Consider the following 23,685-nt stretch of genomic DNA (forward strand, 5'->3'; position numbering starts at 1 on the left):
GCGACTTTACCCGTGGCCACCGGCGGCGCTACTGATTCTTCGGCTTCTTGGCGTGGGAGATGATGCCCTCCGCCACCTCGCGCATCGGCTTGCGCAGGTCCATCGCGGTCTTCTGGATCCACCGGAAGGCCTCCTGCTCGGTCATCCCCATGCCGGTCTGCAGCAGGCCCTTGGCCTGGTCGACGGCCTTGCGGGAGGCCAGCCGCTCCGCCAGGTCCTCGACCTCGGCCTCGACGGCACGGATTTCCTGGAACCGGGCCAACGCGATCTCGATCGCCGGCACCACGTCGGAGGCCTCGAACGGCTTCACGACGTACGCCATCGCGCCCGCCTCGCGGGCCCGCTCCACCAGCTCGCGCTGGCTGAACGCGGTGAGCATCACCACCGGTGCGATCCGCTCGCCGGCGATGATCGTGGCGGCGGAGATGCCGTCCATCCGCGGCATCTGGACGTCCATCACGACCAGGTCGGGCCGCAGCTCCCGGGCCTGCTCGACGGCCGCCTGGCCGTCGCCGACCTCGGCCACCACGTCGTAGCCCTCGTCCCGGAGCAGTTCCACCAGGTCGAGACGGATCAGTGCCTCGTCCTCGGCCACCACGACCCGGGTCCGGGGGGCACCCTCGGACGACGCGCCGGCGCCGGCGGACCCCGCGGCGATCAGGTCCTCGACCGACAACGCCGTCGGCTCGTCCGGCGCCGGCTCGGCCGCAGGAGCCTCCTCCGCCGCCGGCTCGGCCGCAGCGGTCTCGGCCACCGTGGGGGCAGGCTGCTCCACCGGGGCGGCGGGGACGCTCTCGGCGACGATGTCGGCCGGTGCTGATCCGGCTTCCCCGGCGTTCGTCGTGTCGGTCTCGGTCGCCGACTCGGTCGCCGCGGTGGCGGCCTTCCGGGAGGCCGCCTTCCGGGTGCTCTTCTTGGCCGTGCCGGCCGCCGGAGCGATATCGGCCGCTTCCGGGGCCGGTTCCTCGGCCGTGGCGGCGGGCTCCGTGGTCGCCGCCTTTCGGGTCGTCGTCTTCTTCGCCGCCGTCTTCGTGGCGGTGGCCTTCTTCGCGGTGGTCTTCCTGGCCGCGGCCTTCTTGGCCGGTGCCTTCTTCGCGGTCTGCTCCGGGGCCGTCTCCTCGGCAGCCGCGGCGACGCCCTCCTCGTCGTCGAGAGGCGTGTTGTCGCTTGTCGTCATCGTGAATCACCTGTCATGAGGCCCCGGCGGGGATGCCGGGGCGGTGGAGTGGATCCGGTATAGTGATCCTTCGTGCGCCGGGGTGGCGGAATGGTAGACGCGGACGGCTCAAACCCGTCTGTCCCTCACAGGACGTAGGGGTTCGACTCCCCTTCCCGGCACAACCGGACGCGGGGCCCAGGGCCCCGCGTCCTTCTTCATCTTCCTACATGCCGTATCTTCCTACACGCTGCCGATCTTGTGGACCCGCAGCGAGTTCGTCCGCCCCGGACGCCCAGCCGGCGTACCGGCGACGATGACCACCCGCTCGCCGTCCTGCACGACACCCTGCTCCTTCAGGGTCCGGTCGACCAACCGGACCATGTCGTCGGTGGTCTCGACGGTCGGGGTGAGCACCGTCCGGATGCCCCACGACAGCGTCAGTTCGCGCTGTGTCTTGAGCAACGGGGAGAACGCGATGATCGGGATCCGCGGCCGCAGCCGCGCCATCCGGCGGGCGGTGTCCCCCGACTGGGTGAAGGCGACCAGGTAGGCGGCGCCGACCCGCTCGGCGACGTCCACGGCGGCCTTGGAGATCACCCCACCGGTGGTGTGCGGGTCCCAGTCGATGGAGGAGATCTGTTCCATCCCGTGGACCTCGGTGGAGTCGACGATCTTCGCCATCGTGCCCACGGTCTCGACCGGATACTTGCCGACCGACGTCTCACCGGACAGCATCACGGCGTCCGCGCCGTCGAGGATGGCGTTGGCGACGTCGGAGGCCTCGGCGCGGGTCGGGCGCGGATTGCCGATCATCGACTCCAGCATCTGGGTGGCGACGATCACCGGCTTCGCCCACCGGCGGGCCTTGGTGATGATCTGCTTCTGCACCAGCGGGACCTCCTCCAGCGGGAGTTCCACGCCGAGGTCGCCGCGAGCGACCATGAACGCGTCGAAGGCGTCGATGATGTCGTCGAGGTTCTCGATCGCCTGCGGCTTCTCCAGCTTGGCGATCACCGGGACGGTACGCCCCTCCTCGGACATCACCTGGCGGACCAGGTCGACGTCGGCCGCGTTGCGGACGAAGGACAACGCGATCATGTCGAAGCCGTTGCGCAACGCCCACCGCAGGTCGGAGGCGTCCTTCTCGCTCATCGCCGGCACGGACACGGCCGCGCCGGGCAGGTTGAAGCCCTTGTGGTCGGAGACCGGGCCACCGACGATGACGGTGCAGATCACGTCGGTGTCGGTGACCTCCTTGGCCACCATCAGGATCTTGCCGTCGTCGACCAGGATCTGGTCGCCCGCGTGGACGTCATGGGGCAGACCCTTGTGGGTGCAGCTGACGATGTGCTCGTCACCGGGGACGTCCCGGGTGGTCACGATGAACTCCTGGCCGGCCGTCAGGATGACGGTGCCGTGGGCGAAGGTCCCCAACCGGATCTTGGGGCCCTGCAGGTCGGCGAGCAGGCCGATCGGCCGCTCCGCCCTGGCCTCCGCCGCGCGGAGGTTCTTGAGCCGCTCCTCGTGCTCCGGATAGGAGCCGTGGCTCATATTGAAACGGGCGACGTCCATGCCCGCAGTGATCATCTCGAAGAGCCGGTCGGCGTCGGACGACGCCGGGCCCAAGGTACACACGATCTTTGCTCTACGCACGGTCTGACCTTATCGGAGGACCCTGGGCCCAGGGATACCGGGGCATCATTTGTCTTACGCTGCACCCAAATACGCCGGCCCAGTCGATGGTCAGTCGCGCGCCACGACGTCCAGCGCCCGGGCCAGATCGGCCGGATAGGGCGAGTCGAACTCGACGTACTCCCCCGTGGTCGGGTGGGTGAACCCCAGCCGCACCGCATGCAACCACTGTCGATCGAGTCCGGTCCGGGCAGCCAGCACCGGATCGCTGCCGTAGAGCGGGTCACCGACGCACGGATGGTGGATCGCGGCCATGTGGACGCGGATCTGGTGCGTCCGCCCGGTCTCCAGGTGGACGGTGAGCAGCGTCGCCCCGGGGAACGCCTCCAGCGTCTCGTAGTGGGTGATGCTGGGCCGGCCACCGGCGACCACGGCCATCTTCCACTCGTGGCCGGGGTGGCGGCCGATCGGAGCCTCGATCGTCCCGGAGAACGGGTCCGGATGCCCCTGCACCAGCGCGTGGTAGGTCTTGTCGACCGTACGGTCCCGGAAGGCCTGCTTGAGCACGGTGTAGGCGACCTCGCTCTTGGCCACCACCATCAGGCCGGTGGTGCCCACGTCCAGGCGCTGCACGATGCCCTGCCGTTCGGGGGATCCGGAGGTGGAGATCCGGAACCCGGCCGCGGCCAGATGCTCCACCACGGACGGACCGTCCCAGCCGAGGGACGGGTGGGCGGCGACGCCGGCCGGCTTGTCCACGACGACGATGTCCCGGTCGTCGTGGACGATCCGCATGTCCTCGACCACCCGCGGGACGACCCGGACGCCGGGATCCTCGTCCGGCAGGTCGACCTCCAGCATGGCCCCACCCCGGACCCGGTCGGACTTCGCGACTGGGTCGCCGTCGAGGCGGACCGCCCCCTCCGCGATCAGGTCACTGACGTAGCTGCGCGACAGGCCGAGCATCCGCGCGGTGGCGGCGTCGACCCGGTCCCCCTCCAGACCGTCCGGGACCAGCAGCACCCGCGACCTCATGCCGAGACCCGCGCGTCGTCCCGCTCGTACGGACGGCCGGTCGGTCCGCGATGACCGAAGAAGCTGAGGGCGATGACGACGACTGCCGCGGCGACGATCATCATGTCGGCCACGTTGAAGATCGGCCAGTACGGCAGCATCAGGAAGTCGACCACATGGCCGCGGAAGGCGGCCGGCGGGCGCACCAGCCGATCGGTGAGGTTGCCGGCCACCCCAGCGGCCAGCAGCCCGAAGGCGACCGCCCAGCCCCAGTGCCGGACCCGCGGCAACGCGATCACCAGCAGCCCGATCAGCACCAGGCTGGCCAGCAGCGCGAAGATCCAGGTGGCGCCCTCGCCGAGGCTGAACGCGGCGCCCGAGTTGCGGATCAGGTAGAGCTGCAGCAGCCGACCCAGCAACGGCACCGGCCGGCCGGGGACGAGAGCGGTGACCGCGGCCTGTTTGGCCGCCTGGTCGAGGGCGACGCCCACCACGGCGACTCCGAGCAGGATCGCCCGGGCGCGCCACGGCGAGACGACCCCGGTGGATTCCGGGTCCGGCACTATCGCCGCTCCTCCCGTTCCTTGCACGGCTTGCACAGGGTTGCCCGCGGGATGATCTGCAGCCGGCCCTTGCCGATCGGCTGTCCGCAGTTCTCGCAGCGACCGTACGTGCCGCGCTTGATCGCCGCCAGCGCACGCTCGGACTGGTCGAGCAGCTCCTCGGAGTTGCGCACCAGCGACATCTCGTGGTCGCGCTCGAAGTTGGCCGAGCCGACGTCGGCGGGATCACGGCCGGTCACGTCGGAACCGTCACGGATGCCGACCAGCTCCGCCTGGGTCTGTTCGATGATCAGTCGCTGGCGCTTGATGTCGGACACCAGCTCGTCGACCACCTCCTGGAGCTCCTCGAGGGTCCAGGGCTCCTCGTCCGGCTCCACGGGGAAGGCCGCGGGATCGAGGGCATCGCGCCAGGCCATGTCATCAGCCGGCAACGCTGCGTCAGTGGTGGGCATAGTAAGGTCTCGTCTCTTTCCGTACGAACTCGTGGGCCGAGAGTACACGAAGGGCCCCACAAGCTGCGGGGCCCTTCATCGTGTGTCACCGGCTTCGTCTGTCGTCGGTGTCGTGGGCCACCGGACGCCGTCGGCCGGGAGGCCGATCGTACGTCCGGGTGGCCGTCGGCCGGGGGCTACTTGCCACCCATCAGGGCGTCCAGGCGCGGGGTCGACGAGCTGGGCTGGCCGACCGGCTGGCGCTGGTCGTGGTTCTGGGCCAGGATCGGCCGGTTGTCCGACTCGAAGGCCGTGCCCTCCAGGGCGGCCAGCTGCTTGTGCAGGTGGTCGGTGAAGGTGGCGCGGAACTGACTCTCGTGGGCCCGCAGCTCGCTGACGTTGCGCTGCAGCTGGTCCCGTTCGTCCTCCAGACCGCTGAACAGCTCGGCGCGGCGCATGTTCACCTCGTTGTCGAGGTTGTTCGCCCGGGACTGGGCTTCGGCGAACAGTCGCTCGGCGGTGATCCGGGCCTCGGACTCGGTCCGGTCGGCGCGCGTCTGGGCGTCGGTGCTGATCTCGTGCGCCTGGCGATTGGCCATGTCGACCGTCTCGTTCGCCTGGCGGTTCGCCGAGGCGATGGTGTCGTTGGCCTGCCGGTTGGCGGTGTCGATGGTGTCGGCCGCCTGGCGGTTGGCACTCTCGATCGTGCTGTGCGCCTCGGCCTCGGCCTCGGTGACCAGCCGCTCGGCCTGCTCGGTGGCCATCTGGACCAGCCGGACCACCGCCGGGCTGGCCTCGGCCGAGGTGGTGACGACGACCCGCTCGACGCCGCCCTGGACGACGGAAGCCGGCGCGACCGGGACCGGCGCGGGGATCGGTGTCGGGGCCAGCACCGGCTCGGGCGCCGGGATCTCGGCCACGGGCTGGAACTGGGAGGTGGCCTGCTGGGCCTCGGCGGCGTTCTCCGCCGCCTGCTGGAGCGCCTCGACCTGGCGCCGGAGCATCTCGTTCTCCTCCACCAACTTCGCGAAGGACGCCTCCACCCGATCGACGAAGAGGTCGACGTCGGTCACCTCGTAGCCAGCACGCCGAGCCATGTGGAACTTGGTGTTGCGCACTTCGTCAAGCGTCAGTGTGGTCATACGTTCACCTCGAAATCGTCCAGTGGACCGGATGTCCAACGGAAAGCATTGGCCCGCCTCGGCGAGGCTACTGCGGTCGGCCAAAAAGCCTACCCCAACGGTAGCGTCCGTCTGTACGTGGCTACCGTATTCAGCCCCGGCGCGGGCCGCAACCACACCCGCCGGAAACCCTCACGCAGCACCTGAAGGTTCGGCGCCCCGCGCCGCTCCCCGGCGGCCCGGCCGGCACCCGGAAAGGCACGGTCAGCCGGCGATCAGGAAGGCCGCGTTCAGCCGCATCAGCAGCCACACCGCGAAGAACAGCACCATGAACGACACGTCGAAGGCCATGTTGCCCATCCGGACCGGGCGGATGAACCGGCCCAGCCACTTCAGCGGCGGGTCAGTGATGCTGTAGGTGGTCTCGGCGACCACCAGGACGAGTCCCTTCGGGCGCCACTGCGGCGCCAGCACCGGCACCCAGGACAGGATCATCCGGACGAACAGCAGCGCCATGAAGAGCCACAGGACGGCGTGGACGATGAGACCGATGGTGGTCAGCATGGGGTTCCGATCAACAGAGTGGATGGTCAACTCTGATTGTAGAAGCCCTCCGCAATACGCTGTTTGTCCTCGGTCGTCACCCGCACATTGTGCGGGGAGAGCAGGAAGACGCCGTTGTCGACCTTCTCGATGGAGCCGTTCAGCCCGAAGATCAGCCCGGATGCGAAGTCGACCACCCGGCGGGCGTGGTCGTGCTCCATGAACGACAGGTTGATGATCACCGGGAAGCCGTCGCGGAAGTTCTCCCCGATGCTGCGGGCCTCGTTGAAAGTCTTCGGGGTGATGAAGATGATCCGGTTGATGTCGGCCGTCCGAGCCGGCTCGACCGGCGGTTCCCGGTAGGGCACCGGCTCCTCGGGACGCACCGGGGAGGACACCGCGGCAGGGGTACGCCCCTGCGGACCACGTGCCGGGACCATCTCGGTGACCTCCGTGTGCTCGTGGGACGGCTCGTCGAACTCGTCCGTGTCGTGGCGGTACAGGTCGTCGTACGCCCCGCTGTCCTCGTACGTCCCGGACTCGTCGCCGTAGTCGTCGCCGAGCACCCGCTCGTCACCGCGGCCGTGGGCGGGCTCGTCGTCGTAGTCGTCGTAGCGATCGGTCTCCCGGGGACCCAGGCCGATCCACTCGCTGGCGCGCTTGACCCACTGAGCCATCCGAGCTCCTTCCTCCGTGTCGTCCACCGCGGGATGCACCCGGGCATGCAGGGCGTCCGGTCACTCAGTGACGATACCGTGCGGCCCCGATCACCCGGGGAAACCGGCCGGCGACACGCCCGCCGAGCGGCGTCAGTCCAGCCAGATCAGGCCGAGCTGGCGTCCCGCCGCCGCCCCGTCGCGGCGATGGCTGTGCAGGGAGGAGGTCGTCAGGGTGCACGGCCCGATGTACGCCACCCGAGTTCACACATTGGGGTTAGTGACCCCTGATTTTGTCGAGAATGGCTTGGACGTGGTCGGGGATCTCGGGCTCCAGGGTGAGGTGCTGGCCGTTGATCGTGACGGTCGCTGACCGGATCGGGCGCAGGGTCTGGACGAGTTTGCGGATGGTGACCCCGGACGCCTGTTGGAGGTGACGGCTGATCGCCAGCGCGGCGAACACGATGGTCAGGTGGGCCTCGATCGTGTCCCGGGTCTGGACGAACACCGGGCGGGCCCGCAGATCTGACTTGGTCAACCGGAACGACGCCTCGACCTGCCACAGGTCGTGGTAGGCCGTGATGACGGCCTGGCCGTCCATCGTGGCGACCGGCAGGTTCGTCACGTAGCCCTTCAGGCCGGCGAGCCGGCGGGCCCGGTCGATGGTGTCCTGGTTCAGCTGCTTGTCGGCACCGGCGACCTTCAGGAACCGGGCCCGCGAGACAGGCGCCTTGCCGGCGGCGATCTTCTCCGCCCGGGCGATCTGGGCATCGATCGCCTTGTCGTCACGCTTACGGCGCTTGAACGAGTACTGGTAGACGATCCGGCGTTCCCTGGCCGCCGACCCGGTCCCCATCACCCGACTCGATTCGAGGATCTGCCCGTCGGCGAACCAGTCTCCGTGACGTTCGAAGTGGTCGGCCAGGTCATAGGGCGCCTTCGTCAGCCGGGAGCCGACGATGAACGAGTACCCGGCGTCCTCCAGGGCGTTCAGGTTGCCCGCCGACAACATCCCGGCATCGGCGACCACCACGAGCTCGGCCAGTCCGTGACGGTCCCGGAAGGCCTTCAGGACCGGGATCAGGGTCTTGGTCTCCCCGATGCTGCCGTCGAACAGGTGGACCTCGAGCGGGAACCCGGACGGGTCGACCAGCAGCCCGACCTGAACCTGCGGATCGACCCTGTGCTCCTTGCTCATCCCGACCCGACGCAGGTCGTCCTCGTTGTCGTTCTCGAAGTGGAGGGTCGTGACGTCGTAGAGGATCAGGCCACCGGTGCCCTTGACGGCAGCCGAGTAGGCGGCGCAAGCGCGCGCCAGGCGGTCGCGGTAGTCGCGTTCCTTGACCCGGCGCAGGCACCGGTAGAGCGTGTTCAACGCCGGCGCCGCGACACCGATGTCGTCCAACACGCGCAGCGTGTCGCGTTTCGAGGTCGGCTCGATGATCCGCGCGCACACCAACGCCCGGAACGTGTCGTCCGCCAAGGCCTCGAACCCGAGCCGGCCATAGGCCTCGACCAGTAGATCCCACAACAGCAGTGAGGCCGTCCCCGAGACCCGCCCGCCGGCGGCCGTCTGGCGGGGCCGCCCACCGGTCGGTTCGACCGACAGCGTGTCGGCGGGACGGGTCCAGTCGGCAACATCGCCCAGCCGCGCCCCAGCCTGTTCGACCGGCCCCAGGTCCAGCATGTCCTGACCATCGGGGACCAGCCGTTCGCGGGCCGCGGCCATCAACAACCCCAACTCGGCGTCGGTATGCGCCGAACCGACGTGATCGACCGCGACGACCTGGCGGCCCTCACGCGTGACGATCTGAACCGCGACGGCTCCCGACGCGGTCCGGACCTTCCGTACGAACCGGGACCCCACCCGGGCAGACTACCGGCCCCCAAGGAGTTCTTAGTAACCCCTTTCACCACCCCGGACGGGAGAATCACCTAGCCAGACAAGCATTCACTGCCGAATCGACACGAGATGAGTGAACTCGGGTCGTAGTCGTCGTAGCGATCGGTCTCCCGGGGACCCAGGCCGATCCACTCGCTGGCGCGCTTGACCCACTGAGCCATCCGAGCTCCTTCCTCCGTGTCGTCCACCGCGGGATGCACCCGGGCATGCAGGGCGTCCGGTCACTCAGTGACGATACCGTGCGGCCCCGATCACCCGGGGAAACCGGCCGGCGACACGCCCGCCGAGCGGCGTCAGTCCAGCCAGACCAGGCCGAGCTGGCGTCCCGCCGCCGCCCCGTCGCGGCGATGGCTGTGCAGGGAGGAGGTCGTCAGGGTGCACGGCCCGATGTACGCCACCGGGACGGCCGCGGCCCGCAGCTGGGCCGCCACCCCGGCGGTGAGGTCGATCGCCGGGGTGCCCCAGCGGGTGGTGCCCCGGGTCTGGGGCACCAGGGCGGCGGCCGCCTCGGCCATCTCGGCCGGCACCTCGTAGCAGTCCCCGTGGATGTGCGGGCCCACCCAGGCGGTCAGCTCCCGCGCCCCCAGGTCGCGCATCGCGGCGACGGTGGCGGCGACGATCCCGCCGAGGACACCCGCCCGGCCGGCGTGTGCCGCCCCGATCACCCGTACGGCCGGATCAGCCAGGAGGACCGGGACGCAGTCCGCCGCGCGGACCGCGATGGCCGTCCTCCGCAGTCCGGGCCCGGCGACCAGTGCGTCACCCTCGGGCTGGGCGTCCTCCCGCCAGCCGGCGAGGAAGTCCTCGTCGACGACGTGCACCGTGGCGGAGTGCACCTGGTGCAGGGTGACCACCCGGTCCAGGCCGGCATCGGCGCGGACCCGGCGGAGGTTCTCGGCGCGGGTCTCCGGTCCCCCGTCGAGGGCGCCGAAGCTCAGCGATCCGGGCGCCAAGGTGACCCCGCCGTCACGGTCGGTGAAGCCGATGCCGATCCCGCGCGCCGGCCCGTCGTCGGGTCGCTTGAGGAAGTCCCACACCGCGGACGCTCAGCCGAGGAAGTCGGGCAGGTCGATGTCGGCCAGGTCGTTCTCGGGCTTCGCCGGCGAGGGACCGAACCCGTTGCGCACCTCGCTGTGCGCCGGGCCGGCCGGTGCGGGGGCCGGCTGGGACCGGTCGGCGGCCGGCCCCGGCTGCGGCGCGGCGGGACCGGGCTGCGCGGCCGTCGCCGGGTGGGCCGAGTCGTGGGTCCGCCGGGTCACGCCCTGTTCGCGCTTCGGCGGCTCACCCCCGTCGAAGCCGGCGGCGATGACGGTGACCCGGACCTCGTCGCCGAGGGAGTCGTCGATGATGGTGCCGAAGATGATGTTGGCGTCGTCGGCGGCGGCCTGCTCGATCAGGTCGGCGGCGGCCGAGACCTCGAACAGGCCCAGATCGGAACCGCCGGCGATGGACAGCAGCACGCCGTGGGCACCGTCGACACTGGCCTCCAGCAACGGGGAGGAGATGGCCATCTCGGCGGCGATCCGGGCCCGGTCCTCGCCGCGGGCCATGCCGATGCCCATCAGCGCGGACCCGGCGTTGGCCATCACCGACTTGACGTCGGCGAAGTCGAGGTTGATCAGGCCCGGGGTGGTGATCAGGTTGGTAATGCCGGAGACGCCCTGGTAGAGGACGGTGTCGGCCTGGCGGAACGCGTCGAGGATCGCGACCTGCTGGTCGGTCATGTCCAGCAGTTTGTCGTTCGGGATGGTGATCAGGGTGTCGACCTCTTCGCGCAGCGTCGCGATGCCGTCGTCGGCCTGGCGGCTGCGCCGCTTGCCCTCGAACTTGAACGGCTTGGTCACCACACCGATGGTCAACGCGCCCAGGGCACGGGCGACCCGCGCGACGACCGGGGCGCCACCGGTGCCGGTGCCGCCACCCTCCCCGGCGGTCACGAAGACCATGTCGGCGCCCTTGAGCGCCTCCTCGATCTCGTCGGCGTGGTCCTCGGCGGCCTGCCGGCCCTTGTCCGGGTCCGCGCCGGCCCCGAGCCCGCGGGTCAGCTCACGGCCGATGTCCAGCTTGACATCGGCATCGCTCATCAGCAGGGCCTGGGCGTCCGTGTTGATGGCAATGAACTCGACACCCTGGAGCCCGGCCTCCATCATCCGGTTGACGGCATTGACGCCGCCGCCGCCGACGCCGACGACCTTGATCACGGCCAAGTAGTTCTGGGATGCACTCGCCACGGGGTTCCCGCCTCGCTTCTGATATCGGACTCCAACAGGTCTCCCGGTGATGGGAAGCCCGACGCGCCCCGGAGGCTGGGCCGGACACCGTTCACCTGTCCGAACACTGGGACATGCTGCCGCCCCAGGCTGCTGTTCAGGCTAGGAGGATCGCGACGGCAAAGTCCACAAGCCCCCCACGACTCGCCGAGAGTCTCAACCTCAACTCTAGGCATGTCCGCCGTTGTCGGGCCAGGAACGCGGCCGTCGCCGGATTCAGCGGGTGGTCGGGAACGCCGGGGCGGAGACGTCGTACACCTTCGCCCCGCCGACCTTCGTGAGCAGCGCGTCGAGCACCTGGCCCTTCAGCTGGGCGTCCTCCGGGCCGCCCCAGACGACGGTCCGGCCCTTGTCCAGCCCGAGGGTCACCGCCGCCGGCGAATCGGCCGTCACCGTGCGCACCTGGCCGCGGATCGACGCGGGCAGGGTGGCGACGGTCCGCCCCACCGCGGCGGTGACAGCCGGGTCGCCGGCCCGGCCGGCGGCCTGCAGGACATCCTCGGGCGCGGTGGCGACCTGGGCGTACGCCTGGCCCTCCGCGTCGACCAGGAGGTAGCTGCCGTTCACCGGGAAGACGACGACCGGGGTGCGCTCGGTGATCTCCAGCCGGATGGTGTCGGGCCAGGACCGGACGACGGTGACGTCGCGCACCGGGGCGAGGGTGCGCACCCGGGAGGCGATCGCGGTGGTGTCCTGCCGGAGCAGCGGCACCCCGCTGGGCACCGCGGCGGCGCGGGTGACCTGGTCGGGGGTGAGCAGTGAGGTGCCGCGGACGTCCACGGTCCGGGTGGCGAGCACCGGCGAGTACGCCACCACCCACACTCCGGCGGCCACCAGGACGCTGATCACCAGGCCGACCGCCAGCCGTCGCCGCTGCCGCCGGACGGCACGCTCGTGGCGCAGCCGGATCGGCCCGGTCAGGTCGGCGACGCCGTCCCGGTGGGCCTCCCGGTCGGGATCGTGGTGGGATCCGGGGTGGTTGCCCGGTTCCCGGGCCATCAGCGTCCCGTGCCGGTCAGCACCCGGACCACCTCGGGACCCACGGTGGTGACGTCGCCGGCCCCGATGGTCAGCACCAGGTCACCGGGACGGGCCAACGCGGCGAGGGTCTCGGCCGCCGCCCGGTGCGAGTGGACCGGGTGCACCCGGGCAGTGCCCAGCGCGGCGGCTGTCACGTCTCCGATCAGTGCCGTGGTCACCCCGGGCATCGGGTCCTCGCGGGCACCGTAGATGTCCATCAGCACGACCTCGTCGGCGGCTGCCAGGGCACGACCGAACGCGGGGGCGAAGTCCCGGGTCCGGGAGTAGAGGTGCGGCTGGAAGCAGGCCAGCACCCGGCCCGGCCCGACGGCGTCACGGGCCGCCGCCAGCACGGCGTCGATCTCGGTGGGGTGGTGGGCGTAGTCGTCCACCACCCGGATCCCACCGGCCTCCCCGACCTGTTCGAACCGGCGACGGGCGCCGCGGAAGCCGGCCAGTGCGGCCGCGGCCGCGGCCGGGTCGATCCGCAGGGCGGTCGACGCGACGAGCGCGGCCGCGGCGTTCGCGAGGTTGTGCAGGCCCGGGACGCCGAGCGAGACCCGGACCGGCCCGCCGGCCAGCCGGACGGTGCCGCGGACGCCGCCGGCGTCGTGGGAGACGTCGGTGATCCGGACGTCGGCGGCCGGGGAGCTGCCGTAGGTCAGGTGCGGACGGTCGGCCAGCGCGGCCGCAAGGGCGACACCGCCCGGGCCGTCGACGTTGACCACGGCCAGGTCGGCCGCCCCGGCCGCGAACCGGACGAACCCGGCGGCGTACGCCGCCGGCGTGCCCCAGTTGTCCAGATGATCGGCCTCGACGTTGGTGACCACACAGATCCGGGCCGGGTACTGCAGGAACGAGCCGTCGGACTCGTCGGCCTCGACCACGAACGGGCTGCCGGGGGCGCCGAGGCGCGCACTCTCCCCGGTCGCCAGCGGCGCGCCGACGACGTAGCCGCCGTCGGCGCCAGTGGCGCCGAGCAGGTGCGCGATCATCGCGGAGGTGGTCGTCTTGCCGTGGGTGCCGCCGACGGCGACGCCGGGGCGGCCCAGCATCAGCGCGGCGAGCGCGGCGCTGCGGTGCCAGACCCGCAGGCCGCGGCGGCGGGCCTCGGCCAGCTCGGGGTTGTCCTCCTTCACCGCCGAGGAGATCACCACGGTGCGGGCCTCGCCCAACTGGTGGACGTCGTGGCCGACGTAGGTCCGTACGCCGTGGCCACGCAGCATCTCCAGGTTGGCCGAGTCGGCCCGGTCGGAGCCGGTGACGGCGAGCCCGAGGTCCGCGTACAGGGCGGCGACACCGGACATCCCGGCCCCGCCGATGGCGATGAAGTGGACCGGCCCGAGCTCCCGGGGGTCGACCAGCGCCACGGGCGTCACCAGACTCATCGGTGCGCCGCCTCGAGGATCATCTCGCAGAGCAGGTCGGCGGCGTTGCCGGGCAGCATCCCGCGGCCGGCCGCCCGCATCCGGGCCAGCCGGTCCGGGTCGGTGACCAGCGGGGCCACCAGATCGACCAGGGCGTCCCCGGTGCACCGCTCGTCGGGCAGCCGGATGGCCCCGCCGGCCGCCACCAGGGCGTCCGCGTTGCGGGCCTGTTCGCCGTTGCCGTGCGGCAGCGGCACGAGCACCGACGGCAGGCCGACGGCGATCGTCTCCATCACGGTGCCGGCACCGGACCGGCCGACCATCAGGTCGGCCACCGCGTACGCCTTCTCCATCGCGTCGACGTACGCGACCGGACGATAGGACGCGCCGGTCGCCTCGTCGACGACCGGGACCATGCCCTCACGGAAGTTCTTCGGCCCCAGGACGTGCAGCACCTGGATGCCGCGGGCGATCAGTTCGGGGAACGCGTCGGCGATCGCGGTGTTGATGCTGCGGGCGCCCTGGGAGCCGCCGCTGACCAGCACGGTCGGCAGGCCCTCCTCCAGGCCGAACTCCGCGCGGGCCGGCGGGGCCGCCGCCTCCCGGTCCAGGCCGGTGATCTCGCTCCGCAGCGGCATCCCGATCACCCGCGCGTGGCGCAGCGGGGTGCCGGGGAAGGTCACCGCGACCCGGTCGGTCAGCCGGGTGGCGACCTTGTTCGCCAGCCCGGGGATGGCGTTCTGCTCGTGGACGACGATCGGCACCCGCAGCTCGCGGGCGGCGAAATAGGCCGGCATCGACACGTAGCCGCCGAACCCGACCAGGACGTCGGCCCGATGGTGCCTGAGGATCCGGCGGGCCTGGTTCACCGCCCGCCGCAACCGGTACGGCACCTTGGCCAGGTCCGGGGTCAGCCGGCGCGGCAGCGGGACCGGATCGATCAGTTCGAGGTCGAGACCGGCGGCCGGCACCACCCTGGATTCCAGGCCCTTGGGGGTCCCGATCGCCACCAGCGACACACCGGGCTCGCGCTCCCGGAGGCGGTGGGCGGTGGCGATCAGCGGTGAGGTGTGGCCGGCGGTGCCGCCCCCGGCGAGCACGACAGTGGTCATCTGGATCTTTCCGTTCCCTTCTGGCGACGCCCTCCGGGCGCCGTTCCGCCGCGTCCCTCGGCCCGTCCCCTGCGTTCCGCAGCCGAAGCGGTGGCACTGTCGACCGGGCCGCCCCGGCCGTCGACCACCGCACTGACCCGGCCGATGTTGTGCTGGTGGGCCCGGGCGCGGGCGCGCCGCTCCCGTTCCGCGATGGCCGCCGGCTCGGTCCGGGCGCACGACATCAACAGGCCCACCGCCATCAGCGTAGCCACCACGGCGGACCCGCCGGCCGAGATGAACGGCAGCGGCACCCCCATCACCGGCCAGACCCGCAGCACGACGGAGATGTTGACGAAGGCCTGGAAGAGGATCCAGCCGGTGGTGCCAGCCGCCAGGAAGCGCTGGTAGGGGCGTACGGAGCGCCGCATGATCCGGATGCCGGCCCAGCCCACCAGGGCGAAGAGGGCGACCACCGACAGGGTGCCCCACAGCCCGAGCTCCTCGCCGATCACCGCGAGGATGTAATCGGTGTGGGCCTCCGGCAGGCCGCCCCACTTCTGCACGCTGCCGCCCAGCCCGTGTCCCCACCAGCCGCCGGAGGCAAGGGCGTACGTCCCCATCATTGCCTGGTAGTTGGCGTCGTTGACGCCCGGCTGGGGCCGCAGGAACGCGACCATCCGCATCACCCGGTACGGCGTGGTGACGATCAGGATGCCGACGGCGACCGCCGCGGTGCCGCCGATGCCGACGAAGACCTGGAGCGGGACACCGGCGACCCACAGCACGGTGCCGACGATCGCCGCCATCACCACCGACGACCCGAGGTCGCCCTGCAGCACGGTGAGGGCGATCAGCAGCCCGGAGACGGTGAGGTAGGGCAGGATCCGGCGCAGCTGGTCGAGCTCACGGTCGTGGTCGGCGAGGATCCGGGCCCCCCACCAGACGATGGCCAGTTTGGCGAACTCGGACGGCTGGCCCTGGAACGGCCCGATCGCCAGCCAGTTCCGGTTGCCGTTGACGGTCATCCCGAAGGAGGTGAAGGTCAACAGCAGGCCGGCGAAGCTGAGCAGCACGAGCAGCACCGAGACCCGGCGGACCCGCTCGGGCGGCACCACCGCCAGGATCGCCGCGAGCACCACCCCGACGACGATGAACGCCGCCTGACGCAGGAAGATCATGTACGAGTTGCCGTTGTAGCGGGTGTACGACAGGACGCTGGACGCGGACAGCACCATCATCGAGCCCATGAAGAGGAGCAGCGCCACCGAGGTGAGCAACAGCGCCTGGCTCCCCCGCGGGTGGTCGAGCCAGCCACGCACGGTGGCCGTGGTGTCGGCCACCCAGTCCCGGGTGCCGTCGGCCAGGTCGCGTGTCTCGAAGGCCATGCTCTGCTTCCTCCCGTCGTGGTGGTCGTCCGGTGGTGACGGCCCGACGAGCGGTCAGGCCTGGCCCAGTCCCCGTGCCGCGCGGGCGAAGTCGTCGCCGCGGGCCGCGTAGTCCGGCCACATGTCCCTGCTGGCGCAGCCGGGCGCCAACAGGACCGTGTCGCCGGGCCGGGCCATCCGTGAGGCGGCGGCCACGACCCGGGCCATGACCTCAGTGTCCGTCGAATCGAAGACTTCGACCGGGACGTCGGGGGCGTGTCGGCGCAGCGCCTCGGCGATCACCTCCCGGTCGACACCGAGCAGCACCGCACCGCGCAGCCGCCCGGCGACGCCGGCGACGAGGTCGTCGAACTCCGTCCCCTTGGCCTGCCCGCCGGCGACCCAGACGACCGGGTCGAAGGCCATCAACGAGGCGTGGGCGGCGTGCGGGTTGGTCGCCTTGGAGTCGTCGACGTAGCGCACCCCGCCGACCTCCGCCACGGTCTGGATCCGGTGGCCACCGAGGTGCAGGGCCCGCAGGCCATCCCGGACGGCCCGGGCGGGCACCCCGTAGGAGCGGGCCAGGGCGGCGGCGGCCAACGCGTTGGCCACGTTGTGCGGGGCGTACGGCTGCACGTCGGAGACCGCGGCGAGCTCCAGCGCGGAGGTCCGGCGCTGCTCCACGAAGGCCCGGTCGACGATCAGGTCGTCGACCACGCCGACCATCGACGGGCCGGGGATGCCGAGGGTGAAGCCGATCGCCCGGGCGCCCTCGGTGACCTCGGCGTCCTCGACCATCCGCTCGGTCTCCGGGTCGGCGACGTTGTAGACGCAGGAGTGGGTGACCCGCTGGTAGATCCGGGCCTTGTCGGCGGCGTACTCGGCCATCGAGGGGTACCACTCGAGGTGGTCCTGCTCGACGTTGAGGACGGCCGCGGAGTGCAGCGCCAGGCTGTTCGACCAGTGCAGCTGGAAGCTGGACAGCTCGACAGCCAGCGCGTCGTACGGCTCCGGGTCGAGCACGGTCTCCATCACCGGCTTGCCGATGTTGCCGCAGGCGACCGCCCGCAGACCGGCGGCCTGCAGCATCGACTCCAGCATCTGGGTGGTGGTCGTCTTGCCGTTGGTGCCGGTGACGGCGAGCCAGGCGGGTGCCCGCTCGGGGTCCTGGAGCCGCCAGGCGAGCTCCACCTCGCCGTAGATCGGCACCCCGCGCAGCGCGGCCTGGGCCAGCAGCGGGGTGGTCGGCCGCCAGCCGGGCGAGGTGACGACCAGGTCGACCTCGTCGGGCAGGGCGGCGGTGGCGCCCGGGCCGAGCCGGACGACGGCGCCGAGCACCTCGAGGATCCGGCCCCGGTCGGTGGTCTTCTCGCTCGCGGAGTCGTCCAGCACGGTCACCCGCGCCCCGAACTCCAGCAGCGCGTCGGCGGCGGCGAACCCGGAGGTGCCCAGCCCGGCCACCACGACGTGGGCCTGCGGCCAGGGCGAGAACCGGTCGGCGGTGTCGATCCAGTCGGGACGTACGCGGGTCACTGGAGCCCCAATCCGGTCACCCATTCGCCGTAGAAGATGCCGATGCCGAGGGCGACGAAGCAGCCGGCGATGATCCAGAACCGGATCACGATGGTCACCTCGGACCAGCCGAGCATCTCGAAGTGGTGCTGCAGCGGCGCCATCTTGAACACCCGCCGCCCGGTGCCGGTCCGCCACCGGGTGAACTTGAACCAGCTGGTCTGGATCATCACCGACAGGGTGATGATGACGAACAGGCCGCCGAGGATGACCAGCAGCAGTTCCGTCCGGCTGCAGATCGCCAGCCCCGCCAGCGCGCCACCGAGGGACAGCGACCCGGAGTCGCCCATGAAGATCTTCGCCGGCTTGGCGTTCCACCACAGGAAGCCGAAACAGGCGCCGGCGAGAGCCACCGCCACCACCGCCAGGTCGTGCGGGTTGCGGACGTTGTAGCAGGTCGCCGAGGCGGCCCCGCCCCAGGCGCAGGACTTGTTGTACTGCCACAGGTTGATCAGCGCGTACGCCGCGAAGACCATCGTCGAGGCCCCGGCGGCCAGACCGTCCAGCCCATCGGTGAGGTTGACCGCGTTGGAGGTGCCGAGGATCAGCAGCAGGAACCAGATCGCGGCCAGCACCAACGGCAGGCCCAGCCAGGGGATGTCGCGGAGGAAGGACACGAACGGGGAGGCGGGGGTGACCCCGCGCTCGTCGGGGAAGTTGAGGGCGAGCACTCCGAAGAGCACCGCGACGGCGGTCTGGCCGGCCAGCTTCTGCCACGGGGTGAGACCGAGCGACCGCTTGTTGGAGATCTTGATCCAGTCGTCGAGGAAGCCGACGATGCCGGTGCCGACGAAGAGCAGCAGGACCAGCAGCGCGCTGACCGACGGCGGCTTCCAGGTGACCAGGTGGGCCAGGCCGTAGGCGAGGACGACCGCGATGATGATCACGATCCCGCCCATCGTCGGCGTGCCACGCTTGGTGTGGTGCGAGGTCGGCCCGTCGTCGCGGATGAACTGTCCGTAGCCCTTCCGCACCAGCACCCCGATGGCCGCCCTGGTGCCCAGCAGCGTGCCCACCAGGGCCATGGCACCGGCCAGCAGGATCGTCGTCAACGTACGCCTCCAGTCTCGTCAGCATCCTTCGCCGTGGCACCGCCGGCGGCGTCCTGACTCGCCGTGGCTCCGCCGGCGGCAGCCAGCTCGTCGGCCACGGTCTCCAGGGCCAGGCCGCGGGAGGCCTTCACCAGGACCACGTCCGCGGCCCCCAGTGGCGTCGCGGCCGTGACCAGGGCGAACCTATCAGCTGCCACCGATGCCCGGATGCCACCGCTCGCGGCGGTGGCGCCACGGACGACGTCGCCGGCGAAGTCGCCGACGGCGACCACGTCGGTGATGCCCAACTCGGCCGCCAACGCCCCGATCCGGCGGTGTTCCCCGGCCGCGTCGGGCCCGAGTTCACGCATGTCGCCGATCAGCGCCCAGGTCCGGGCACGCGGGTCGCGCGCCCGCCGGGCCGTGCCGAGCCGGGCGAGCGTCCGCAGCCCGCTGGCCATCGAGTCCGGGTTGGCGTTGTAGCTGTCGTTGAGGATGACGGGGCCGTCGGCGCGCTCGTGCAGCTCCATCCGCCACGGCGACCGGGCCCGGGCCGCGGACAGGGCGGCGGCGATCCGGGCGCCGTCCAGCCCCAGGGCGTACGCTGCCGCGGCGGCCGCCAGCGAGTTCGGCACCTGGTGGGCGCCGAGCAGGCTCAGGGCGACCGGGAACTCCGCGGTGGCGCCGCGGCCCTCCAGGTGCAGCGTGTAGCGGTGCCGGTCCAGCTCGTCGGCCTCGACGTCGGTGGCCCAGACCAGGATCTCGCCGCCGTCGGCGGGCCGGTCCCCCACGGCGAACCGGGCGAGGTGGCCGCGGGTGCGGGCGGCCATCGCGCTCACCCGGGGGTCGTCCCCGTTGAGGACGGCCCAGCCGTGCTCGTCGAGCGCCTCGACGAGCTCGCCCTTGGCCCGGGCGATGGTGTCCTGGGAGCCGAACTCACCGAGGTGGGCGTGTCCGACGTTGAGCACCACACCGACCGTCGGCGGGGTGATCGAGCAGAGGTAGGCGACGTGGCCCAGGGCGCGGGCACCCATCTCGGCGATCAGGTAACGGGTGGCGTCGTCGCACCGGGTGGCGGTGAGCGGGGCGCCGATCTCGTTGTTGAAGGAGCCCACCGGGGCGACCGTCGGGCCGGCGGTCGTGAGCACCTGGGCGATCAGGTCCTTGGTCGAGGTCTTGCCGGAGGAGCCGGTGACGCCGACCACCGACAGCTCCGGGCTGGTGTCCACCACGTGCCGGGCCAGCGCCGCCAGGGCCCGCTGCGGGTCGTCGACGACCAGGCACGGCACGCCGCCGCCCGGCACCGGTCGCTGGGTGATGGCGGCGACCGCTCCGGCGGCGACCGCAGCGGCCACGTAGTCGTGGCCGTCGACGCGTTCCCCGGGGAAGGCGACGAACAGTGCGCCCGGGGTGGCCCGCCGGGAGTCGATCACCACGTCCGGACCGACGACGAGGCCCTCGACGGCCGCCGGGTCCACCCCCTCCGGCGGGACGAGGTGGGCGCCGATCGCGGTGGCGATCTCGGTCAGGGAACGGGGTTGCACGTCAGTCCTCCACAGTGCGCCAGGCGGTACGGATGGCCTCGACATCGTCGAAGGGAATGACGCGTTCCCCGACGATCTGGCCCTGTTCGTGGCCCTTGCCGAGCACGGCGACGGTGTCGTCCGGTCCGGCGAGCCGCAGTGCGGTGGTGATGGCGTCGGCGCGCTCGCCGCCGTCGAGGACCTCGACGGTGCGGGCGTGGCCGGGTCGGGCCGCGTCGACCGCCCCGGACCGCAATGCGGCGGTGGCGCCGGCCAGTACAGCGGCGCGGATCGCCGGGGGCTGCTCGGAGCGCGGGTTGTCGTCGGTGACGATGACGAGGTCGGCCCAGGTGGCGGCGGCGGCACCCATCGGGCCGCGCTTCTCGTGGTCCCGGTCGCCGCCGCAGCCGAGGACGGCGATCACCCGCCCGGTGGAGCGCTGGGCGAGGGCCTCCAGGGCCGAGGAGACCGCCTGGGGGGTGTGGGCGAAGTCGACGACGGCCAGCGGGGCGTCGGCACCGAGGTCCACGGTCTGCATCCGGCCGGGCACCTGGGCGGTGGCGAGACCGGGCAGCGCGGCCCGGACGTCGACGCCGGTCATCGCCAGCATCGCCGCGCAGGTGACGGCGTTGCGGGCGTTGAACAGCCCGGGCAGCCCCACCTCGAGGTCGAGCGGGCCGGCCGGGGTGCGGACCGCCACCCGGGACCCGCCGGCCGGCAGCGGTACGACCCGGTGGGCGTACCAGTCGGCGGCCGGATCGGCGAAGCTCGTGGTCCACACCCGCTCCAGCACCCCGCGGGTCTCCCGGGCGAGCCGGGCGCCCCACTCGTCGTCGACACTGATCACCGCGGTACGGGTGTGCTCGGGACGGAACAGGCTCGCCTTGGCCCGGAAGTAGTCCTCCATCGTCGGGTGGAAGTCGAGGTGGTCACGACCCAGATTGGTGAACGCGGCGACGGCGAACGGCACCGCCTCGACCCGTTCGAAGACCATCGCGTGCGAGGACACCTCCATCGCCACCGCGTCCGCCCCGGCCTCGCGCATCATCGCGAGCAGGCCGTGCAGGTCGACCGATTCCGGGGTGGTGATGGTGGTGCGGGAGGCGTCCAGGGAGCGTTCGCCGACCCGGAACCCGAGGGTGCCGATGGTGCCGGCGGTACGTCCCGCGGCGGTCAGGCCGGCGGCAAGCAGGACGGCGGTGGTGGTCTTGCCGTTGGTGCCGGTGATGCCGTACATGGTCAGCCGTTCCGCGGGCCGGCCGTAGACCTCGGCGGCCCAGTGGGCCATCACCGTCCGCGGCCGGTCCACCACGACGACCGGCAGTCCGTCGGCGGCCGGGTCGGCCGCCCCCGCCGGGTCGGTGAGGACGGCCAGCGCCCCCTGGGCCAGGGCCGAGGCCGCGAACCGGATGCCGTGGGTGCGGGTGCCGGCCAGGGCGACGTACGCGTCCCCGGCGCGGACCTGCCGGGAGTCCAGGGTGATACCGCCGATGACCACCTCCGGGTCGGCACCGTGCAGCGCGGCCGGGTGGCCGAGGCCGTCGGACAGCGCGCAGAGCGCCGCCACCGTGGTGGGACAGGTGGAGCGGGGACGGAGCGGTCCGGTCGAGAGCGGCACAGTCAGACCGTACCCATCCGGGGACGGCCGACGCGATCCGACCAGTGGTCGGCGGGGACGTACGGCATGTGGCATCCTCACCAGTCGAGCTTGGCGACGGGGGCCTTGGTGGTCGACGGCAGCACGCCGTAGCGCGGCAGGGCGTACTGCATGATCTCCTTGTACGCCGGGCCGGCGACGGTGGAGCCGTAGTGGCCGTTGACCGGGTTGTCCACCACGACGTAGGTGAGGATCTGCGGATCCTCGGCCGGGGCGGCGCCGATGTAGCCGGCGGTGTAGCCGACGTACTTGCCGGAGGTCTGGTCGTAGCGCTGCGCGGTCGCGGTCTTGCCGACGGAACGGTAGCCGGGCAGGGCCATCTGCGCGCCGGTGCCGCCGCTGCCGGTGACCGCCTCCATCATCTGGGTGACCGTCCGGGAGGCCTGCTCGCTGATCACCCGCCGGGGCTGCGGCCGGTCGAGGGCGACCGTCTTGCCGTCCGCGTCGGTGGCCGACTTCACGATGGTCGGGGTGTTGTAGACCCCGTCGTTGAGGATCCCGGCGACCGCGGCCGCGAGCTGCAGGCCGGTCACCGACAGGCCCTGGCCGAAGGCCACCTGGTCGCGGGAGTAGTCCGCCAGGGTGGACTTCGGGGCCCAGCCGGACGCTTCGCCCGGCAGCTCGACACCGGTCTGCTGGCCGAGCCCGAAGCTCTGCAGGTGGCTGATCAGGTCGGCCTTGGGCATCTGCCGGGCCAGCTGCACGGTGCCGATGTTGGAGGACTGGGCGAGCACCCCGCTGGCGGTGAGCCGCAGGTCGCCGTGGGACTCCGAGTCGTTGATGGTCAGGTCGGCAGACTTGAGCGTGGAGGGCACGTACACCTGGGTGTCGGGGGTGATCCAGCCACCGTCGGCGAGGGCGGCGAAGGTCAGCACCTTCTCCACCGAGCCCGGCTCCAGGGAGTCGCTGATCGCCCGGTTGCCCATGTTGTCGGCCTTGGCGTTCTTCAGGTCCGAGGAGTCGAACGACGGGTAGTTGGCCATCGCGAGGATCTCGCCGGTCTTGATGTTCATCACGATGGCGTACCCGAAGTGGGCCTTGCTGGCGTCGACGACCTTCTTCAGCGACTGTTCGGCGGTCCACTGCAGCTCCGAGTCCAGGGTCAGCTGGTAGCTGACCCCGTTCTCCGCGGGGGTGATCTCGTTGGTGCCCAGCGGGATCTTCGTGCCGGCCGGGGAGCTCTGGTAGACCTCCACGCCGTCCTTGCCGGCCAACTGCTTGTCCTGGGCGTACTCGAAGCCGTACGCGCCGCTGCGGTAGACACCGTCGTCGTCCTGCTTGAGGACGCCCACCACGTTCGAGGCGACGGAACCGCCCGGGTAGCTGCGGATGGAGTTCGTCGAGGTCCAGATCCCCCCCGCGTACTGCTTGTTGTCCCCGGCGGTGGCCAGGTCGGCCCGGATCAGGTCGTACGTGTGGGCCGGCACCTGGCGCTTGATCATCGCGTAGCGGGTGTTCGCCCGGGTGAGCGGCTCCAGATAGTCGGATGCGTTGCCGCCCAGGTACTTGGCCAGGATCGCCGCGATGGCATCGGCGTGCGGGCCGGTGGCCGTCGGGTCGGCGGTGATGTCGACCGCCGGGCTGGACTCGGCGAGCACCTGGCCGTTGCGGTCGGTGATCGTCCCCCGGACCGCGGGCAGCGGCTGGCTGCGCTTGACCAGGGAGGCTGCCTGGGCGGCGTACGCCTGCGGGTCGAGGCCCTGGATCTGGACCAGCCGGGCGCTGGAGAAGAGCGTGGCGCAGACGACCAGGACGACCAGCACCT

General features: G+C 71.6%; 20 protein-coding genes and 1 tRNA gene. 1 reads left to right on the plus strand and 20 read right to left on the minus strand.

What is annotated here, in order from left to right; all coding sequences use genetic code 11:
- Nucleotides 1–28 precede the first annotated feature (28 nt).
- Nucleotides 29–676, minus strand: a complete 648-nt coding sequence (locus tag R0145_RS11410) for an ANTAR domain-containing response regulator (RefSeq protein ID WP_411742113.1) — start codon at nucleotides 674–676, stop codon at nucleotides 29–31.
- A gap of 577 nt (nucleotides 677–1,253) precedes the next feature.
- Here R0145_RS11410 and R0145_RS11415 point away from each other — a divergent pair.
- A tRNA-Leu gene (locus R0145_RS11415) sits at nucleotides 1,254–1,338 on the plus strand.
- Between the two features lie 61 nt (nucleotides 1,339–1,399).
- Here the strand turns inward: R0145_RS11415 and pyk are convergent.
- From pyk to R0145_RS11510, 19 genes are all read right to left on the minus strand, one after another.
- A complete protein-coding gene (gene pyk / locus R0145_RS11420) occupies nucleotides 1,400–2,812 on the minus strand; it encodes a pyruvate kinase (RefSeq protein ID WP_317836965.1) in 1,413 nt (470 codons plus the stop codon).
- A 90-nt stretch (nucleotides 2,813–2,902) separates the two neighbouring features.
- The gene (locus R0145_RS11425) at nucleotides 2,903–3,826 is read right to left on the minus strand and encodes an RluA family pseudouridine synthase (protein ID WP_317836966.1); all 924 of its coding nucleotides are present in this window, start codon (nucleotides 3,824–3,826) and stop codon (nucleotides 2,903–2,905) included.
- Nucleotides 3,823–4,368 (minus strand): signal peptidase II, encoded by a 546-nt coding sequence (lspA, locus tag R0145_RS11430; protein WP_317836967.1) that lies wholly within the window; start codon nucleotides 4,366–4,368, stop codon nucleotides 3,823–3,825. Before lspA ends, R0145_RS11425 begins: the two co-directional genes overlap by 4 nt.
- On the minus strand, nucleotides 4,368–4,820 hold the full coding sequence (locus tag R0145_RS11435; RefSeq protein ID WP_317836968.1) for a TraR/DksA family transcriptional regulator: 453 nt from the start codon (nucleotides 4,818–4,820) through the stop codon (nucleotides 4,368–4,370). Before R0145_RS11435 ends, lspA begins: the two co-directional genes overlap by 1 nt.
- A gap of 176 nt (nucleotides 4,821–4,996) precedes the next feature.
- Complete coding sequence (locus tag R0145_RS11440) at nucleotides 4,997–5,941, minus strand: DivIVA domain-containing protein (RefSeq protein WP_317836969.1); 945 nt, start codon at nucleotides 5,939–5,941, stop codon at nucleotides 4,997–4,999.
- 243 nt (nucleotides 5,942–6,184) lie between these two features.
- Nucleotides 6,185–6,484 (minus strand): YggT family protein, encoded by a 300-nt coding sequence (locus R0145_RS11445; protein ID WP_317836970.1) that lies wholly within the window; start codon nucleotides 6,482–6,484, stop codon nucleotides 6,185–6,187.
- A gap of 26 nt (nucleotides 6,485–6,510) precedes the next feature.
- Nucleotides 6,511–7,140, minus strand: coding sequence for a cell division protein SepF (locus tag R0145_RS11450; protein WP_317836972.1), 630 nt, complete (start codon nucleotides 7,138–7,140; stop codon nucleotides 6,511–6,513).
- A gap of 256 nt (nucleotides 7,141–7,396) precedes the next feature.
- On the minus strand, nucleotides 7,397–8,986 hold the full coding sequence (locus tag R0145_RS11455) for an IS1634 family transposase (RefSeq protein ID WP_317836559.1): 1,590 nt from the start codon (nucleotides 8,984–8,986) through the stop codon (nucleotides 7,397–7,399).
- A 329-nt stretch (nucleotides 8,987–9,315) separates the two neighbouring features.
- A complete protein-coding gene (locus tag R0145_RS11460) occupies nucleotides 9,316–10,059 on the minus strand; it encodes a polyphenol oxidase family protein (protein WP_317836973.1) in 744 nt (247 codons plus the stop codon).
- A gap of 9 nt (nucleotides 10,060–10,068) precedes the next feature.
- Entirely contained in the window at nucleotides 10,069–11,253 is a 1,185-nt protein-coding gene (gene ftsZ, locus R0145_RS11465; RefSeq protein ID WP_317836974.1) for a cell division protein FtsZ, read from the minus strand.
- A gap of 255 nt (nucleotides 11,254–11,508) precedes the next feature.
- The gene (locus R0145_RS11470; RefSeq protein WP_317836975.1) at nucleotides 11,509–12,291 is read right to left on the minus strand and encodes a cell division protein FtsQ/DivIB; all 783 of its coding nucleotides are present in this window, start codon (nucleotides 12,289–12,291) and stop codon (nucleotides 11,509–11,511) included.
- Nucleotides 12,291–13,700 carry a UDP-N-acetylmuramate--L-alanine ligase gene (gene murC / locus R0145_RS11475; protein WP_317836976.1) on the minus strand — a complete coding sequence of 470 codons (1,410 nt, stop codon included), beginning with the start codon at nucleotides 13,698–13,700 and terminating at the stop codon, nucleotides 12,291–12,293. Before murC ends, R0145_RS11470 begins: the two co-directional genes overlap by 1 nt.
- Nucleotides 13,697–14,791 carry an undecaprenyldiphospho-muramoylpentapeptide beta-N-acetylglucosaminyltransferase gene (murG, locus tag R0145_RS11480; protein WP_317836977.1) on the minus strand — a complete coding sequence of 365 codons (1,095 nt, stop codon included), beginning with the start codon at nucleotides 14,789–14,791 and terminating at the stop codon, nucleotides 13,697–13,699. Before murG ends, murC begins: the two co-directional genes overlap by 4 nt.
- Complete coding sequence (ftsW, locus tag R0145_RS11485) at nucleotides 14,788–16,158, minus strand: putative lipid II flippase FtsW (protein ID WP_317836978.1); 1,371 nt, start codon at nucleotides 16,156–16,158, stop codon at nucleotides 14,788–14,790. Before ftsW ends, murG begins: the two co-directional genes overlap by 4 nt.
- A 54-nt stretch (nucleotides 16,159–16,212) precedes the next feature.
- Nucleotides 16,213–17,670 (minus strand): UDP-N-acetylmuramoyl-L-alanine--D-glutamate ligase, encoded by a 1,458-nt coding sequence (gene murD, locus R0145_RS11490; protein ID WP_411742041.1) that lies wholly within the window; start codon nucleotides 17,668–17,670, stop codon nucleotides 16,213–16,215.
- Nucleotides 17,667–18,761: a phospho-N-acetylmuramoyl-pentapeptide-transferase gene (gene mraY, locus R0145_RS11495; RefSeq protein ID WP_317836979.1), complete on the minus strand. Its 1,095-nt coding sequence runs from the start codon at nucleotides 18,759–18,761 to the stop codon at nucleotides 17,667–17,669. Before mraY ends, murD begins: the two co-directional genes overlap by 4 nt.
- Nucleotides 18,758–20,284, minus strand: coding sequence for a UDP-N-acetylmuramoyl-tripeptide--D-alanyl-D-alanine ligase (locus R0145_RS11500; RefSeq protein ID WP_317836980.1), 1,527 nt, complete (start codon nucleotides 20,282–20,284; stop codon nucleotides 18,758–18,760). Before R0145_RS11500 ends, mraY begins: the two co-directional genes overlap by 4 nt.
- Nucleotide 20,285: 1 nt before the next feature.
- Nucleotides 20,286–21,881 carry a UDP-N-acetylmuramoyl-L-alanyl-D-glutamate--2,6-diaminopimelate ligase gene (locus R0145_RS11505; RefSeq protein ID WP_411742042.1) on the minus strand — a complete coding sequence of 532 codons (1,596 nt, stop codon included), beginning with the start codon at nucleotides 21,879–21,881 and terminating at the stop codon, nucleotides 20,286–20,288.
- A gap of 77 nt (nucleotides 21,882–21,958) precedes the next feature.
- Complete coding sequence (locus R0145_RS11510; RefSeq protein ID WP_411742114.1) at nucleotides 21,959–23,683, minus strand: peptidoglycan D,D-transpeptidase FtsI family protein; 1,725 nt, start codon at nucleotides 23,681–23,683, stop codon at nucleotides 21,959–21,961.
- Between the last annotated feature and the right edge of the window lie 2 nt (nucleotides 23,684–23,685).

It is taken from the genome of Raineyella sp. W15-4, assembly GCF_033170155.1.
GTDB lineage: Bacteria > Actinomycetota > Actinomycetes > Propionibacteriales > Propionibacteriaceae > Raineyella.

Bases quoted from the DNA above. Each gene is read 5' to 3' on its own strand.
- R0145_RS11470 (WP_317836975.1), bottom strand. From the start codon at position 12,291: ATGGCCCGGGAACCGGGCAACCACCCCGGATCCCACCACGATCCCGAC.
- R0145_RS11450 (WP_317836972.1), bottom strand. From the start codon at position 7,140: ATGGCTCAGTGGGTCAAGCGCGCCAGCGAGTGGATCGGCCTGGGTCCC.
- R0145_RS11440 (WP_317836969.1), bottom strand. From the start codon at position 5,941: ATGACCACACTGACGCTTGACGAAGTGCGCAACACCAAGTTCCACATG.
- R0145_RS11435 (WP_317836968.1), bottom strand. From the start codon at position 4,820: ATGCCCACCACTGACGCAGCGTTGCCGGCTGATGACATGGCCTGGCGC.
- R0145_RS11425 (WP_317836966.1), bottom strand. From the start codon at position 3,826: ATGAGGTCGCGGGTGCTGCTGGTCCCGGACGGTCTGGAGGGGGACCGG.
- murG (WP_317836977.1), bottom strand. From the start codon at position 14,791: ATGACCACTGTCGTGCTCGCCGGGGGCGGCACCGCCGGCCACACCTCA.
- murC (WP_317836976.1), bottom strand. From the start codon at position 13,700: ATGAGTCTGGTGACGCCCGTGGCGCTGGTCGACCCCCGGGAGCTCGGG.
- ftsW (WP_317836978.1), bottom strand. From the start codon at position 16,158: ATGGCCTTCGAGACACGCGACCTGGCCGACGGCACCCGGGACTGGGTG.
- R0145_RS11445 (WP_317836970.1), bottom strand. From the start codon at position 6,484: ATGCTGACCACCATCGGTCTCATCGTCCACGCCGTCCTGTGGCTCTTC.